The 15,740-nt window shown below is 48.9% G+C and carries 15 protein-coding genes and 1 pseudogene; 10 read left to right on the top strand and 6 right to left on the bottom strand.

From position 1 onward, the window contains the following. The first annotated feature begins 243 nt into the window (after nt 1-243). The 3 genes from O59_RS09890 (at nt 244) to O59_RS22015 (ending at nt 1,516) form a co-directional block, all read left to right on the top strand. Nucleotides 244-672, top strand: coding sequence for a MerR family transcriptional regulator (locus O59_RS09890; protein WP_157152526.1), 429 nt, complete (start codon nt 244-246; stop codon nt 670-672). Between the two features lie 62 nt (nt 673-734). Continuing rightward, nucleotides 735-1,304 (top strand): dCTP deaminase, encoded by a 570-nt coding sequence (dcd, locus tag O59_RS09885; RefSeq protein ID WP_007642150.1) that lies wholly within the window; start codon nt 735-737, stop codon nt 1,302-1,304. A 26-nt stretch (nt 1,305-1,330) separates the two neighbouring features. Further along, complete coding sequence (locus O59_RS22015; RefSeq protein ID WP_007642146.1) at nt 1,331-1,516, top strand: hypothetical protein; 186 nt, start codon at nt 1,331-1,333, stop codon at nt 1,514-1,516. A gap of 54 nt (nt 1,517-1,570) precedes the next feature. On the opposite strand, the gene O59_RS09875 is transcribed toward O59_RS22015, so the two are convergent. The 4 genes and pseudogenes from O59_RS09875 to purM all read right to left on the bottom strand — a co-directional run bounded on the left by O59_RS09875 (nt 1,571) and on the right by purM (nt 4,556). Further along, entirely contained in the window at nt 1,571-2,053 is a 483-nt protein-coding gene (locus O59_RS09875; RefSeq protein WP_007642144.1) for a peptidylprolyl isomerase, read from the bottom strand. A gap of 119 nt (nt 2,054-2,172) precedes the next feature. After that, nucleotides 2,173-2,814 (bottom strand): annotated as a pseudogene (locus tag O59_RS09870) (DUF3108 domain-containing protein); the annotation flags it as partial. 10 nt (nt 2,815-2,824) lie between these two features. Further along, nucleotides 2,825-3,496: a phosphoribosylglycinamide formyltransferase gene (purN, locus tag O59_RS09865; protein ID WP_007642140.1), complete on the bottom strand. Its 672-nt coding sequence runs from the start codon at nt 3,494-3,496 to the stop codon at nt 2,825-2,827. Nucleotides 3,497-3,500: 4 nt separating this feature from the next. Continuing rightward, nucleotides 3,501-4,556: a phosphoribosylformylglycinamidine cyclo-ligase gene (purM, locus tag O59_RS09860; protein ID WP_007642138.1), complete on the bottom strand. Its 1,056-nt coding sequence runs from the start codon at nt 4,554-4,556 to the stop codon at nt 3,501-3,503. A gap of 248 nt (nt 4,557-4,804) precedes the next feature. Between purM and O59_RS09855 the strand changes: the two genes are divergently transcribed. From O59_RS09855 to O59_RS09845, 3 genes are all read left to right on the top strand, one after another. Beyond that, on the top strand, nt 4,805-6,214 hold the full coding sequence (locus tag O59_RS09855; RefSeq protein WP_157152525.1) for a DUF2066 domain-containing protein: 1,410 nt from the start codon (nt 4,805-4,807) through the stop codon (nt 6,212-6,214). Between the two features lie 2 nt (nt 6,215-6,216). Continuing rightward, nucleotides 6,217-6,930: a DnaA regulatory inactivator Hda gene (gene hda, locus O59_RS09850; protein WP_007642131.1), complete on the top strand. Its 714-nt coding sequence runs from the start codon at nt 6,217-6,219 to the stop codon at nt 6,928-6,930. Between the two features lie 134 nt (nt 6,931-7,064). Then, nucleotides 7,065-8,879 (top strand): glycoside hydrolase family 9 protein, encoded by a 1,815-nt coding sequence (locus O59_RS09845; RefSeq protein ID WP_007642129.1) that lies wholly within the window; start codon nt 7,065-7,067, stop codon nt 8,877-8,879. Between the two features lie 3 nt (nt 8,880-8,882). Here the strand turns inward: O59_RS09845 and O59_RS09840 are convergent, their stop codons facing one another. Further along, nucleotides 8,883-9,737: an RluA family pseudouridine synthase gene (locus tag O59_RS09840; protein ID WP_007642127.1), complete on the bottom strand. Its 855-nt coding sequence runs from the start codon at nt 9,735-9,737 to the stop codon at nt 8,883-8,885. Between the two features lie 29 nt (nt 9,738-9,766). Here O59_RS09840 and O59_RS09835 point away from each other — a divergent pair, with 29 nt between their 5' ends. The 4 genes from O59_RS09835 to O59_RS09820 all read left to right on the top strand — a co-directional run bounded on the left by O59_RS09835 (nt 9,767) and on the right by O59_RS09820 (nt 14,720). After that, nucleotides 9,767-10,300, top strand: a complete 534-nt coding sequence (locus O59_RS09835) for a YaeQ family protein (RefSeq protein WP_007642124.1) — start codon at nt 9,767-9,769, stop codon at nt 10,298-10,300. 6 nt (nt 10,301-10,306) lie between these two features. Further along, nucleotides 10,307-11,194: a thioredoxin gene (trxA, locus tag O59_RS09830; RefSeq protein ID WP_007642122.1), complete on the top strand. Its 888-nt coding sequence runs from the start codon at nt 10,307-10,309 to the stop codon at nt 11,192-11,194. Nucleotides 11,195-11,331: 137 nt separating this feature from the next. Beyond that, a complete protein-coding gene (locus tag O59_RS09825; RefSeq protein WP_007642120.1) occupies nt 11,332-12,288 on the top strand; it encodes a DUF4380 domain-containing protein in 957 nt (318 codons plus the stop codon). Nucleotides 12,289-12,458: 170 nt separating this feature from the next. Beyond that, complete coding sequence (locus O59_RS09820) at nt 12,459-14,720, top strand: PQQ-dependent sugar dehydrogenase (protein ID WP_007642103.1); 2,262 nt, start codon at nt 12,459-12,461, stop codon at nt 14,718-14,720. Nucleotides 14,721-14,787: 67 nt separating this feature from the next. On the opposite strand, the gene ylqF is transcribed toward O59_RS09820, so the two are convergent. Continuing rightward, nucleotides 14,788-15,726: a ribosome biogenesis GTPase YlqF gene (gene ylqF / locus O59_RS09815; protein ID WP_007642102.1), complete on the bottom strand. Its 939-nt coding sequence runs from the start codon at nt 15,724-15,726 to the stop codon at nt 14,788-14,790. Nucleotides 15,727-15,740: the final 14 nt, after the last annotated feature.

The raw sequence follows: 15,740 nt of genomic DNA, 5'->3' as shown, positions 1-15,740 counted from the left end.
TTCCAATTTTGTATTATTAAATCTATTTGTCAACAAACATCTTTAACATAATGATTTAAAACAAAAATATTATTCTACAACTGTGGGTTGTGTCTCTTGGTTTTGACTTTTTTTACTCCTGTTTCGGTGAAAAAACATGCCTTTCGTATAAAAAATGAAAGGGAATAGTTATTCTTTTGAGCTAACCTTTCTGTTTATGTAATGTTTGTGTTCATGGGTATTATCGAAATATTGGAGGGGGCTATGAATATCAGTCAGGCGTCACAGGCTTGTGGTTTGCCGACTAAGACGATCCGCTTTTACGAGGAGGTTGGTCTGGTAGTGCCTGCGCGGCAAGCGTCTAATGGCTATAGAATTTACGCTATGGCAGATGTTGAGCGGTTGAGATTTTTGCAGCGGGCGAGGGCGGTGGGGTTTGGTCTTGAAGAGTGTCGCGAGTTGTTAGTGCTTTATTGTGATCCGGGGCGGCGTAATCTACAGGTTCGTCTGTTGCTCAAAGGGTATCTGGGTAAGCTGGATCAGCAATTTATTGCTTTGAATTCAATGCGCACCAGTTTGGAGTTGATGCTTGATGAATGTAGCGGGGATCCCGTGTCGATGGCTGCACAATCAGGTATGGAAAATCTGCCCCATCCAATGGCTTTTACACTCATTGATACCGGGTGCGATTGATGTTTTTCGTTGCCAAAAAGGCTATGATGCGCGCCGTTTAACATTTTGCGACAGGTGAAATTATGAGCATCAAATCCGATAAGTGGATGCGCCGGATGGCTGAAGAGCACGGCATGATTGAACCGTTTGAGCCGGGGCAAATTCGCTACGATGCTGCTGGTCAACGTATCGTTTCTTATGGCACCTCCAGTTATGGTTACGATGTTCGCTGCGCCGATGAGTTCAAGATTTTCACCAATGTGCACTCAACGGTGGTCGATCCTAAAAATTTTGACGAAAAAAGTTTTGTCGATATTAAAAGCGATGTTTGCATTATTCCCCCCAACTCCTTTGCGCTGGCCCGGACAGTTGAATATTTCAGAATTCCACGCAGTATTCTGACCGTTTGTTTGGGTAAATCTACCTACGCGCGCTGCGGTATTATTGTGAATGTCACCCCTCTCGAGCCGGAGTGGGAGGGGCATGTGACTTTGGAGTTTTCCAATACCACACCTCTACCTGCAAAAATTTATGCCAATGAAGGTGTGGCGCAAATGTTGTTTTTTGAATCGGATGAGATTTGTGAGACATCCTATAAAGACCGCGGAGGTAAATACCAAGGTCAGCGTGGTGTGACTCTACCGCGCACTTAAGGTTATTGTCTCGGCTGAGGGCAGTTATGGGTGATGTAATCCAGTTTAAAAAACCGAGCCCTTTTGAAAAACATAAGGGTAAAACTCTGTGTCGCAGTGGCTTCCATAAGTGGGAAGTTGTTAAGGAAAAGCAGTTTGATGTGAAGCAGGGGAAATTGGTCACTATCTATAAATGCGCTCGTTGTGGCGAGCAGAAGGTGGAGTTGAAATAAACGTCGAGGAAATAAAAAAGGCTCCGTAATGGAGCCTTTTTTGTGCAGCATCATTTAATGATGATGGCCACCAGCACCGTGAGCGTGGCCGTGGTTCAGCTCTTCTTCGGTGGCAGCGCGGATTTCGGTGATTTCTACATCAAAGGTTAAATCCACACCAGCTAATGGGTGGTTACCATCAATAGTCACTTGATCGCCTTCTACGTGGGTAACGGTGACTACTTGCAGGCCTTGCTCGGTTTCAGCATGAAATTCCATGCCAACTTCAATTTGTTCAATACCTGAAAACATGTTTGATGGCAGTTGTTGTACCAAGCTGTCGTCGCGCAGGCCATAAGCTTCTGCTGCTTTAACGGCAACATTCAATTTATCGCCCACTTTTTTGCCTTCCAGTGCGTCTTCAAGGCCTGGAATAATGTTGCCTGCACCGTGTAAGTAAGACAGCGGCTCTTGACCTTCGGATGAGTCGAGCACCTTGCCTGAACCATCGGTCAGAGTGTAGTGGAAGCTGGCAACGCAATTTTCGGAGATATTCATAATGAACCTTTCAGGTTAAGTAAAAAGAAAACGATACAGGGTATAGATTAAAAATGGGTAATGGCTTTACCATCAACTGTCGCTTTGTGGATATAAATGGTGTAGGTCTCACCTTTTTCTTCTTGCTGCAAGCGAACCAGTAGGTAGTTCCAGTCTTTGGCAAGCCATGCATAGGTAACGCGCTCGTTATCTTCCCGGCTGCGTTTAATTTTTACGGTGTTGACTTTCCCCAATGGTGTTTCCAGCATTTCTTCGCCCACAGTAGCGAACTTGTATTTCTTGAGTCGACCGCCATCGGCAATCTGGTATTCAAAATTCTTGTGTCCATTGAGTAGGTCTTGCTGCATTTGCAATTGATAGCTTAATTTGTCCTGTACCTTCTGCGCTATGTCCATTTCCCAGCTGGTTTTTTGCACGTTATTGGTGACAGTTTTATTAGGCCAATCAAAAATTAATTCAGCATTGCGGTCTTTGCCCAGGCTTCGACGCACATAGGTGTATCTTAGTGGGGTAATTGTTTGTTGTTTGGGGTTCCATTGCATATGGCTTTGTTCGGTAATGGTGCCAATCATGGAATCCGCTTTGAATAGCAAATTGTATTTGCCATCGTCTGTCTTGCTCAGGCGATTAGTGACGGTGATATTAAAGCCATAGAGCTTGGCTCTGTATTCATTGTCAAAGGTTTTGGGGGCTTCGGCTGCTAAAGTGGCGGTTGAAAGCAGGGTGGCCAGAGAGAGAAAAATGATACGGAGGCTGTGCATAGGAAATCCTTTAGGGCTCATTTGCCTCAATTTGATAACCACTTGCGGGTAAAAGTTCACCATTTAACAGGGCTTTACCTTCGTGCATCACTAGATGCCCCTGTGCGAACCATTTTATGGCAAGAGGGTAGATAATATGTTCTTGGCGCTGAACCCGCTTTGCCAGTTGCGTTGCGTCATCGCCTGGCAGAACTGGCACTCTTGCCTGAATTGCCGCAGGCCCACCATCCAGCTCCGCAGTGACAAAGTGAACGGTGACGCCATGATGGCTTTCGCCTGCATCCAATGCACGTTGATGAGTGTGCAACCCTTGAAATTTGGGCAGTAATGATGGGTGAATGTTTAGCATTCTTCCCAGATAGTGCCGGGTGAATTCAGGGGTCAGAATACGCATAAAGCCCGCGAGTACGACCAAGTCGGGCTGATAGTGATCGATGGTTTGCATCAATGCGGCATCAAAGGTTTCACGACTAGCGAAACCTTTATGATCGAGTACTTGCGTGACAATTCCTGCATCTTTGGCGCGTGTCAGGCCAAAAACATCCGGGCGATTGCTGATAACGGCAGCTATCTCAATGGGTAGCTCGCCGCTGTTGGCACCGTCAATCAGCGCCTGCAAGTTGCTGCCGCTACCAGAGATAAGAACAACAACACGCAGTGGGGGGCGAGAAGAGGTGGGCATGCAATTAGATACCTTGCAGTTCTACTTGATGCTCGTCAGCGTTTGCAGTGGCGATATGGCCAATTACAAATGCGTTTTCTCCGGCATTGCGCAAAATATTTAACGCATTGTCTTTTTCGCTTGCGGGGATTGCGATGACCATGCCAACACCGCAGTTAAAGGTGCGGTACATCTCGCGTATGTCTACATTGCCGCCGCGCTGCAGCCATTGAAATACTGGAGGAAAAGCCCAGCTCTTGGTGTCGAGTACGGCTTTGGTTCCGTCAGGCAAAACACGCGGAATATTTTCCGTCAGGCCACCGCCGGTAATGTGCGCCATAGCGTTAACCTGCGATTCTTTAATCAGTTTCAATACAGACTTAACGTAGATGCGCGTTGGTTCCATTAGGGCGTCACCTAACGGGCGACCGCCGCAATCCTGATTCAAATCGGCCTTGGTAACGTCGATGATCTTGCGGATCAGCGAGTAGCCGTTGGAATGCGGGCCACTAGAGGCGAGGGCGATTAGGGTGTCGCCCACTTTTACTTTGCTGCCATCAATAATTTCAGATTTTTCCACCACGCCTGTACAGAAACCTGCCAAGTCGTAGTCTTCACCTTCATACATGCCGGGCATTTCAGCGGTTTCACCGCCAACCAGGGAGCAGCCAGCTAATTCGCAGCCATCACCTATACCCGAAACTACCGCGGCGGCCACATCAACATTGAGTTTGCCGGTGGCGTAATAATCGAGGAAGAACAGTGGTTCGGCGCCAGTGACCACCAGGTCATTCACGCACATAGCAACCAGATCGATACCGATGGTGTCGTGTTTTTGCAAGTTCATGGCGAGGCGTAATTTAGTGCCTACACCATCAGTGCCAGAAACCAGAATGGGTTGGCGATAACCGGCAGGGATCTCTACCAGAGAAGCAAAACCACCCAAGCCTGCCATCACTTCCGGGCGACGGGTGCGTTTGGCGACACTTTTAATGCGCTCGACCAGTGCGTCGCCAGCTTCGATATCAACGCCAGCGTCTTTGTAGCTAAGGGATGGGGTGGGAGTTTGGTTTTGGCTCATAGGAAATGGCTCACAGCTCTTGCAGTTGGAGTGGTTTAAAAAAAGGCCGCCATTCTAACAGCTTATGGTGAGGCGTGCAGTGCAAAGCACGGTTAGGGTGAAAGTTATTCTTCTACGGTGATGTTAGCGATGCTCGCGTATCTGTGAATTTCTTGAATCTGCGCCCAATTGCGCTTGCCGTTGGCTGGTTTAAGCCTGTTACAATGCGACCCCATCCCATTTATTGGCTGTTTTCAGGGGTTAATTTGGTGCGTCTTTCATTGATCCGTATCTTGTTGTGGTCGCTGTGTTTTATCTGTGTAAGTCCTGCTTATGCTGGTCAGCAGGTCGACATTTATCGTGCCCAAGCGCTGGTGAAATCCCAGGCTGAGGCTGAGCGTAATGCAGCGGCACGCGCGACTTTTGGCGAGTTAATGGTGCGAATCTCGGGGCAGCGCAATGCGCTTGATAACCCGGTTGTTCGCGCCGCTATGCCTAAAGCCCAAAACTATCTGTTTGGTTTTAGCTACAAATCCTCCAGTGAAAAACTGATCGAGGGCTCGCGTAGTTTTACCGCGCTTGCACTGCAATTGGATTACGAGCCGCAGGCCATTGGCCAGTTATTGCGTGACGCACAGTTGCCGCTCTGGCCTGCCCAGCGTCCAACCTTGTTGGTGTGGCTGGTATTCAAGGATTCTCGCGGTTTGCATCTAGTGCCCGAAGTTGTTGATTTTCAGGCGATCAACAGTGCTGCCGCTTATCGTGGTTTGCCCCTGATGTTCCCCAAGCACGATGTTGAGGACAGTATGTCTATTGTGGCCGATGATCTGTGGGCGGTGAATCAGGAAAAGATTTTGGCGGCTTCTGTTCGCTACAACGCTGACGCCATTTTGGTGGGGCGCTATATGCCTAGCAGCATGGGGTCAATTCCGCCTGCGATGGTGATCGATCCCCTAGCTACCGCCGATTCTGCCGAGACAGCTCTAGCAAGTTCTGCCGTGGCAGTTTCTCCTGCAGCTTCCAGTGTCAGCAGTGATGAAGGTGCTTTGGGCGTTGCGCCTGCCGAGCCTGCACAAGGTCCATGGCGGGGTGAGTGGCTGCTGTTGCACGGCGAAAACCAGACAAGATTTACCGATGAAACTCCGGAGGTTAAGGGGTTAGTTAATAATGTGATCGATCAGGTTGCCGATTATTTTGCGAATCAATACGCGATCATGCCAACCAATCAGGGCGCGCAACAGATAGTGTTGCGTGTGGGAAATATCACCAGTTTTGCCGCTTTTAAAGAAGTTCAAGCCTATCTTGAGGGGTTGGCTTTAGTGCAACGTATGGAAGTTGTCACTGTAAATGCAGAAGGTGTCGTTGTTCGATTAACGACAGAGGCGGATACCCGGCTCTTGACCAATACTCTGGCATTGGGGCGTCGTTTGGCACTTGCCCAGCCCACAGTGATGGGGGCATCCCAGTCTGAACCAAGTCAAGGGGAAACATTGCCGGAGGGCATAGATGCAGAGGCAATGGCTGATTTTGAACGCGCCTTGGCCAGTGAGCAGATGCCTAATAACCCGGCTCCCGCGGATGCTCCGGTTACCGCTGCTATTAGCGACCTGCAACCGAGCGCGGCAGTTATTAATTCCGGCACTTTGCAGGATCCACTGATTTACGTTTGGCAGAAGTAGTGATGGTGAATTTGCCGCAACAATTGTCCCTGGGCGTTAACCTGAACGACGATGCCACCTTTGAAAATTTTTATGCGCCAACTGCAACTCACAACGCAATGGTGTTGCAGGGCCTGCGTCAGCAAGTTGATGGCAGTGGCGAGGCGTTTATCTATTTGTGGGGCGCACCGGGCTGCGGTTTAACGCACCTGCTGCAAGCGGCTTGTCACGAAGCGCAACGTTGTGGTTTGTCGGTGCAATATTTACCGCTGCGGGATTTGGCGGGGTACGCGCCTGATGAATTGTTTGTGGGCTTGGAGTCGGTGGATTTGGTTTGTCTGGATTGCTTGCCTGCAGTGGCTGGTCGTCCTGATTGGGAGCTGGCGATTTTTAATCTCTACAACCGTCTGCGCGATGAGGGCAAACGTTTGCTGGTTGCGGCAGAGTACGGGCCACGTGAGCTTGCCTTAACGCTGGAAGATTTGCGCTCACGTTTGCAATGGGGGCTGACTTATCAGGTTCACAGCTTGAGCGACGACGATAAACAACTCGCGTTGCAGTTGCGCGCCCGCGCCCGTGGCTTGGAGCTAAGTGATGATGTGGCGCAGTACATCATCCAGCGCTTACCGCGTGATACCAATGAGCTTTTTTGGCAATTACAGCGCTTGGATCATGCCTCGCTTGCCGAGCAACGTAAACTTACCATTCCTTTTGTAAAGAAAGTTCTAAGCATTTGATCTCCCTCCTGATCGCTACCAGAATCCTCTCCAGTCGCTTTGATATGATTTGACTATTACCGGTCAAATCCTATCTCTGCATCAGCATAATAATGATCAGACCTGATTGGTCTGACAGGAACTGGAGCGTTTCAATGGTACTTTTTACCGCAAAACCCAAAGCTAGGCGCGTGGTGGTGTTGACCGCTGCAACACTTGGTTCAGCTTTTTTATTGAGCGGTTGTGGTAGGGGCGATCAGCCGCCGGCACCGTCTTCATCCTCATCTGCATCAATTTCAAGCTCACAGCAGAGCGCTGAGGCAGCGGCGGGTATCAAGCTGAATCAACTGGGCTTTTTGACCGGCTCTGCAAAAATGGCGTTGGTGCCTGATGTTGGCGCCAGCCGTTTCAGTGTCATTGATGTCGCAAGCGGGAATGAGGTTTTTGGTGGAGATTTGACTCCCTCCGCCGCGTGGGCGCCAGCGGAAGAGTCTGTAAAGTTGGCGGATTTTTCCCAGCTAACACGCGCAGGTGAATATCGAGTGCGCGTTGCCGGTATTGCCGATTCGCGCCCGTTTAAAATCGCCGATGATGCATACCTTGCCTTGAATGCGGCCAGCATCAAAGCCTTCTATTTCAATCGTAATAGTGCGGAGTTGCTGCCTGAGCATGCCGGTATTTTTGCGCGCCCCTTGGGGCATCCTGATACCAATGTTTTAGTTCACGCCTCTGCCGCGAATCCAGCTCGCCCCGAGGGAACTGTGATTTCCAGTCCCAAGGGCTGGTATGACGCGGGTGATTACAACAAATACATTGTTAATTCAGGTATTTCTACTTATTCACTCTTGGCGGCCTATGAACACTTTCCCCAGTTTTTTGCCGCGCAAAACTTAAATATTCCCGAAAGTGGCGATGCGATTCCTGATGTGCTCAACGAGGCGTTGTGGAATCTGGAGTGGATGCTGACCATGCAAGATCCGAGCGATGGCGGCGTGTATCACAAACTCACCAACAAAAAGTTTGATGGCATGGTAATGCCCCACGAGGCGACCACCGAGCGCTATGTGGTGCAAAAGACGACCACGGCAGCGCTTGATTTTGCCGCCGTAATGGCGACTGCTAGTCGGGTGTTGGCTAAGTATGAGGCCCAGTTGCCAGGCATGTCAGCGCGAATGCTCGCGGCGGCAGAATCTGCATGGTTGTGGGCGCAGGCGAATCCCACGGTGATTTATCAGCAACCAGTAGATGTTAAAACCGGCGAGTACGGTGATCGTAAATTGGACGATGAGTTTTTCTGGGCAGCTGCGGAGTTGTATATCACCACCCAAAAAGACAGCTATTACACTGACTCAAAGGCAGCAAGCATCAGTGCAACCGTGCCTTCCTGGGGTGATGTACGCAGCTTGGGGTGGATTTCTCTCGCGCATCATCGCGCGCAGCTAAGTGCCGCTGCGGATCAGGAATTGATTGTGGGGCGGGTTGAAACCTTGGCCAAGCAATTGCGTTCAACGTGGGCAGATTCTGCTTACCGCGTGACTATGCAAGCAGGCGATTTTATTTGGGGTAGTAATTCCGTGGCTTTGGGGCAGGGCATGATATTGCTGCAGGCCTATCGCATAAACGGTGAGCGGGATTATTTGGATGCGGCGCAATCAACGCTGGATTATGTGCTGGGGCGCAATGCGGTGCATACCTCCTTTGTCACCGGCTTCGGTCAACAATCTACCTTGCATCCACATCACCGCCCATCAGGCGCGGATGGTATCGATGCGCCTATTCCGGGTTTTATCGCTGGTGGCCCGCAACCGCGCCAGCAAGATAAAGACGACTGTCCCGTGGCCTATCCGTCGGCAATTCCTGCCAAATCTTATCTTGACCACTATTGCAGTTATGCCAGTAATGAAATCGCGATTAACTGGAATGCGCCATTGGTATATGTGTCAGCGGCGTTGCAAGTGCTTACCAAGTAGTTACTAGTTAAATTGCATCTCTTTAGGCAGCTCCGCGACCACGCGTTGCTGACTAAAAGGGCAGATAAATTCCAGCCGATAAGCTAATAGCTGCAAACCTACGCTCGCCTTCTTGCCGTAAACACGGTCGCCCACAATGGGGTGGCCGATGTTAGCTAGATGGCGGCGAATTTGATGTTTGCGGCCGGTTTCGATGGTTACATCCAGCAGGGTTTTATTATTTTCCGCACGAATTTTTTTGATGTGAGTGATGGCCGATTTGCCATCCAGCTCGTAGCTCAGCGTTAAACCGCTTGTGGGTACTTCGCAGTCATCCACCACCCAAGCTTGATAAAATTTGTGCATATCGCGTGCTTGAAACAAGGTTGATAGTTTTGCGGCGGCTTGACTGTCGTGCGCAAGAATAATTAATCCGCTCGCATCGCCATCCAAACGATGCACTAAAAAACACTCGCGTTTTTCACGCCCCTGGGTAAATTGCCCGTTCACTTCGACCCACCGTAAAATGCTACAGTGATCGCCCCATTGGGAACCCTGTGAGAGCATGCCTGGCGGCTTGAACCAAATACTGTAGTTGCCGGCATCGTAAATCAGCGTGGCAGTTTCCGGTTTGCGCGCAAGCACTTGTTCGTCGTAAAAAAATTGGATGCGCGAGCCTTTGTATAACACCTTGGTTGCCCGCCGTAAGCGTAGGGTTTTCCCTTTGAGTGTCCACCAGACGGCGCCTTTATTCATCGCATCTTTAATGCGCTGCTTGGACAATCCAGTGCCTTCTGCCAACAAATCGAGCGCAGTCTGCTCAGCTTGGGTGACGGTGAATTCAAATTTTTGCGGTATTTCAAACGAAGTATCGGACATTATTTAGCTTTGATTAAGTGAGAAAAACTGTGGCAGAAAAGGCAACAATTTATAAAGCAACGATTACCCTGGCGGATATGGATCGCAATGTGTATGGCGATTATAACCTGACTGTCGCACTGCATCCGTCGGAAACGGTGGAGCGTATGATGGTGCGCATTCTAGCCTTTTGTTACTGCGCTGAGGAAAATTTAACCTTCACCAAAGGTCTCTCTTCCATGGAGGAGCCTGATCTATGGTTAAAACATGACAACGGCACGATTTTGCAATGGATTGAAGTGGGGCAGCCGGCGCCGGATCGTTTAAAAAAAGCCTCGGGTCAAGCGCAAGCTGTACGTGTATTTACCTATGGGCGTGGTATGGATGTTTGGTGGAAAACCAATGGCGCCGCCATTCGTGCACTGCCTAAAGTATCCATTCACTATTTTGCCGCCGATGAATTACAGCAGCTGTGCGCGCTAGCCGATAAAACCATGAAACTAAGCGTAACCATCACCGAAACTATTGCTTATGTATCATCGGCGACTGAAAACCTGACAATTAGTTTGCGTGAGATGGAGTAAAGATTAATGACTGAGCCAATGAATAGCCTGATGAATAGCCCATTATTAACAGTTGTCGATATTACCCTCGACAATGCCCAGCAGTATCTAATTGATGAATCATTCAATCGTCCGGTAGTCATCGATTTTTGGGCTGATTGGTGTGGCCCCTGTAAAAATCTGATGCCCATTTTGGAAAAGTTGGCCAATGAATACGCGGGTACTTTTTTATTGGCAAAAGTAAATGCCGATGATCAACAAATGATTTCATCGCAATTTGGCGTGCGCAGTTTGCCGACGGTAATGATTATGAAGGACGGCCAACCCGTTGATGGCTTCACCGGTGCCTTACCTGAAGTACAAGTGCGTGAAGTGCTTGCCAAGTATTTGCCTAAGCCGTGGGAAGCGCCGCTACAACAAGCCAGAGAGTTAATTGCGCAGGCGCAATATGCACAAGCGTTGCCGTTGTTGCGTCAGGCTTACGATCAGTCGAATCACTTGGCAGCGATCGGGTTATTAATCGCCCAGTGTCATTTGGAATTAAATCGTATTGATAATGCAGAAGCGATTTTATCCACCATAAAAATGGTCGATCAGGATGCTTTTTACGAACAATTAATGGCGCAGGTGGCGCTGAAAAAACAAGCCGCCAAAACACCTGAATTATCTGCCTTGGAAGCTGCTCACGCTGCCGCACCCGAAGACTTACAGGTGCGTTTGCAATTGGCGCTGCAATACCATCAGGAACTCGAGCACCGTTTGGCGCTTGAGCATTTACTGGCGATTTTGCGTAAGGATCGCAACTTTGCAGAAGGTGAGGCGCGGCAATCGTTTAATGCCATTATTGCGTCACTCGGTAAGGCAGACCCTTTGGCGATCGAGTTCCAGCGCAAGTTATTTACCTTGCTTTACTAGGCTTTACCTGCCTCTAAATGGTTGTTGCGGGAAAAAATAGGTACACTGGGGCGGCTGTAAAATTACTGTAAAACCCCGCCCGCGTGGCGCTAGACCTTGGTAGCAGTTGCGCTACTGCTAGAGGATTTTGATAGACAATGAGTATTCGCTATTCCCTGATCGCATGTTTGGCCATAGTCTTTTTGGCTGTGGCCGGGTGCAGCAAAGGTAAAGAGGAGTCCGCAGATTTACCTCACTTTTGCAAACAGGATGGCTCTCGCCTGCTGATCAAACAGGGTAAGGTTCGGCTGGAAATAATGCCCAAAGTTGGTGGCCGTATCTCGTCGCTCAAATATGCAGGGCATGAGTTACTGGTGCCCATTGTCGATTTGGATAAGGTGACTGACTGGGGCACTGTGCTCTGGTCCAGCCCTCAAACTGATTGGGGCTGGCCGCCCATTGATGTGCTGGACAACAAACCTTATCGTTTAACCACCGAAGAAGATCGTGTGGTATTGATGAGCGAAATAGATCCACGCACCGGCTATCAATTCACCAAAACTTACCGCCCTAGCGGTGTTGATCGGATTACCATCGACTATCGCATTGCCAATCACAGCACCGAACGCAAGAATGTAGCGCCGTTGGAAGTGACACGCCTGCCATCCTCTGGCAGTTTATTTTTCCCGAGCGGTGACAGCGAAATTTCCAGTGGTCTTTTTTATCCGTTGGATGTGCAGATGATTGATGAGCTGACCTGGTTTGATTATGACAAGAAAAAAATTCGCACCGACCATCACAAGATGATGCAAGACGGCAAAGAAGGTTGGATGGCGTATGTTGACCAAGGTTATTTGTTAGTAAAAGAATTTAATGACAGCCCTGCGGGTACAACTGCCAAGGGTGAAAGTGAAATAGAAATATTTGCCCATGTCGAGCATATTTTTATTGAGATGAAACAACAGGCGTCTTTGGTTACACTTGAGCCTGGGCAGCATCTGGATTGGACAGTGACCTGGCACGTAAAAAAGTTACCGACAGACCTTGCTGAAAATCCCACCCCACAAGCCCTCGCGGCTTATGTGCGCAATCTATTACAGTCTGGCGCCGACTAAAAATACCAGTTATTGGTGCGGTAAAGCACGATGAGATTTTAAAAAAGCGAGCATCATTGATGCTCGCTTTTTTGTTTGTGAACAATTAATCACACTTTCGTGGGTATTAAAGCGCATGATTAAGCGATTAAACACTGCCGCTTTTTTTATTGCACTGCGAGGTGACAACCATGAAGGCTTGCGTAAAAAGTTTGCTGCTTATAGCCAGTTGTGTACTTTTTATATCCTGTGGCGGCAGTAAGGGCTCGGGTAATCCCCCTTCATCATCAACCAGTAGTGCGCCAGCCCCGACGAGTGCAATTAGTTCCTCTGTTGCATCAAATTCCAGCAGCAGTATTGTTTCCGGTTTGGCCGTAAGGCCTGACAACGCTACATGCCTTGCTCCGTCGCCAGTCAGTTCTGGCTCGGCTATTAGTATTCATTGGCAAGCGGTATTTCCCTCTCTGCCTAATATCGCCAGCGCCACTAATTTACTTCAAGCCCCGGATGATAACAGTTATTGGTATGTCACGCGCCAATCAGGCAGGGTGGTGCGATTTCAAAATAATGAAAGCGTCGATACCCTGACAGAGATTCTTAATATTGAAGATCGTGTGGATTTTTCTGGTGGTGAAACTGGTTTGCTCGGCATGGCATTTCATCCGCAATTTGCCACCAATCACTATGTCTATTTCAACTATATCGGGCGCAATTCCAGCAACGAAATGGAAACGCGAGTGGTGCGTTTTGAAGTCGCGAGCGATGGAACCATTAATCCCGATTCTGAAGTGATTTTGTTGCGTTTTAATCAGCCCTATTCAAATCACAATGGCGGCCAAATTGCATTTGGCAGTGATGGTTATTTATATATTGGCTCGGGTGATGGCGGCAGCGGCGGTGATCCACAACAAAACGGTCAGAACACGCAAAATTTACTGGGAAAAATATTGCGCATTGATGTTGATAACACCAGTAGTAACCGCAGTTATGCAATTCCAGCCGATAATCCATTTGCGACAACTGGCGATGCACCGGAAATTTGGGCTTATGGTTTGCGTAATCCCTGGCGTTTTAGTTTTGATCGGGAAACCGATGAGCTGTGGGTGGGTGATGTCGGACAAAGCGCCTGGGAAGAAGTAAATTTGGTAACAGTCGGTGGCAATTACGGCTGGGGTGATATGGAGGGCGATTTTTGTTACAGCGGGCGCAGCAATTGCTCCACAACTAATAAAGTGAAACCTGTGTTATCTATTAATCACAATACTGGAGTTTGTTCGGTGATAGGCGGCTATGTCTACCGTGGCGCACAATTTCCGGCAGCTTACGGAAAATATTTTTTTACTGATTACTGTGTAAATTCGATTCAAACTATTACGTTGCAAAGTGGCGGCAGTATTCTTGTTGAAGAACATGGCAGTGCCCCCGGTGGCGTAGTGTCATTCGCACAGGATAACCAAGGTGAGCTATACGCTATAGGTCAGTCAGGTGCAGGTTCCCAAATTGTTAAAATGCAAGTAACAGGTGGCACTTTGCAGCCAGGTACAATGGCGACGAATTTATCTGAAACAGGTTGTGCAAACGTAGCCAATCCGCAATTGCCAGCAGCCGCGATGATTCCCTATTCCGTAGCCAGTCCCTTGTGGTCAGATGGCACTGAAAAAGAGCGCTACTTTGCGCTGCCTGACAATACAAAAATAGAACTCACCAATAACGGCGATTTTTTGTTTCCGGTGGGCAGCGTTTTAATGAAGCACTTTAAATTGAATAATCGTTTTATCGAGACGCGATTATTTGCCCGCAGCGAGCTGGGGTGGCAGGGGTTTAGTTACGAATGGCGCGATGATCAAGCCGATGCCCAACTGTTAATGGATAGTAAAGAGAAATCGGTTGAGGGGATTCGGTGGCAGTATCCCAGCCCTGCGCAGTGTTTGACTTGCCACACCCAAGTGGCCAACTTTGCGTTGGGTTTGGAAACTGTGCAGTTAAATAATTCGATGTTGTACAGTGCGAGCAGCGTCACTGCGCATCAATTAGATTCTCTCGCACACATCAGCTTGTTTTCTTCCTCAATTACTCAATCCCACAGAGCCTACACTTTGTTTGCACTCGCTGATGGCAACGCAACGTTGGCACAGCGTGCGCGCAGTTATTTACATAGCAACTGCAGTAATTGCCACAGTGTGGATGGGCCGACGCCGGTAAATTTGGATTTGCGTTACAGCACAGCACTGGCCGCAACACAAGCATGCAACGTGCAACCAACGGCAGGAAATTTGGGAATCGATAATGCGCGTATTATTGCACCGGGTGAACCGGAGCGTTCAGTTTTGCTTGCGCGGATGAAGGTGCGCGACGCAAATCAAATGCCGCCACTTGCATCACATTTGGTTGATGATGAGGCTGTTGAGGTTATATCGGCGTGGATTGGTGGGCTGCAAAATTGTGATCAATAAAGTGGTGACGCACTTGAGAATATATTTTCGCCATACCCGCGTACGCGGGTATCCATAACAATCAATACTAGCGACGATTTTTGCGCGTTTTCAGGCGGCGAATACGATCTGCTTCTTCTTTTTCGATGCGCTTTTTTTCATCCTCTTTTTTTGCACGCAATACTTCTAGTTGTGTCATCTCGGGCGTTTCCCAACTGATCGGTCCGAGTAATCCCGCGCGCAATTCGGTAATTAAAATCGAAGCGACTTTTTGGATTTCCACGCCGCCACCTTTGCGTGTGCAGCCGCGTTTTACGCCGATAGCATCCAATAACTCCACATCTGATTCAGGGAGTTCGGTTAATCCATAGCGTTTTTTTAGCGCATCGGGATAGGCCGCTAATAAATATTCAGCGGCGTAGAGTGCGATGTCTGCGTAATCAAATACGGTATCTTTAATCGCACCGGTAATAGCCAAACGATAACCACATGAAGGTGGTGATAATTTGGGCCACAAAAATCCGGGTGTATCGGTAAGCAGAATGCCGTGCTCCAGTTTTATTTTTTGTTGGGCTTTGGTCACGCCCGCCTCGTTACCGGTTTTGGCGATTACACGGCCTGCCAAGGTATTGATGATGGTGGATTTGCCGACATTGGGAATACCCATAATCATCACCCGCGCCGGGCGCACTTCACGTTGGCGTTCGCTCACCAGCGAGGTGCAAACATTTAGCAAGTTGCGAATTTGCTCGGGGCGCTGTTGGCTTACGGGCAGGGCTTTTACGCCTTTTTCCTGCTCCATTTTTTCCACCCACAGCGCGGTAATTGCCGGGTCGGCCAAATCGGCTTTGTTGAGTAATTTAATCAGTGGTGTGTCGCCGCGCAAACTCGGCACCAGTGGGTTCTCGCTGGAAAAAGGAATGCGTGCGTCGATAACTTCTATCACCACATCCACATGAGGCATGACTTCCGCAATTTCTTTGCGGGCCTTGTGCATATGGCCGGGGAACCAATTAATTGTTGACATGAATGACTCGGAAT

The organism is Cellvibrio sp. BR, from assembly GCF_000263355.1.
Lineage (GTDB): Bacteria > Pseudomonadota > Gammaproteobacteria > Pseudomonadales > Cellvibrionaceae > Cellvibrio.
This window is presented reverse-complemented; position numbering and strand designations above follow the sequence as displayed.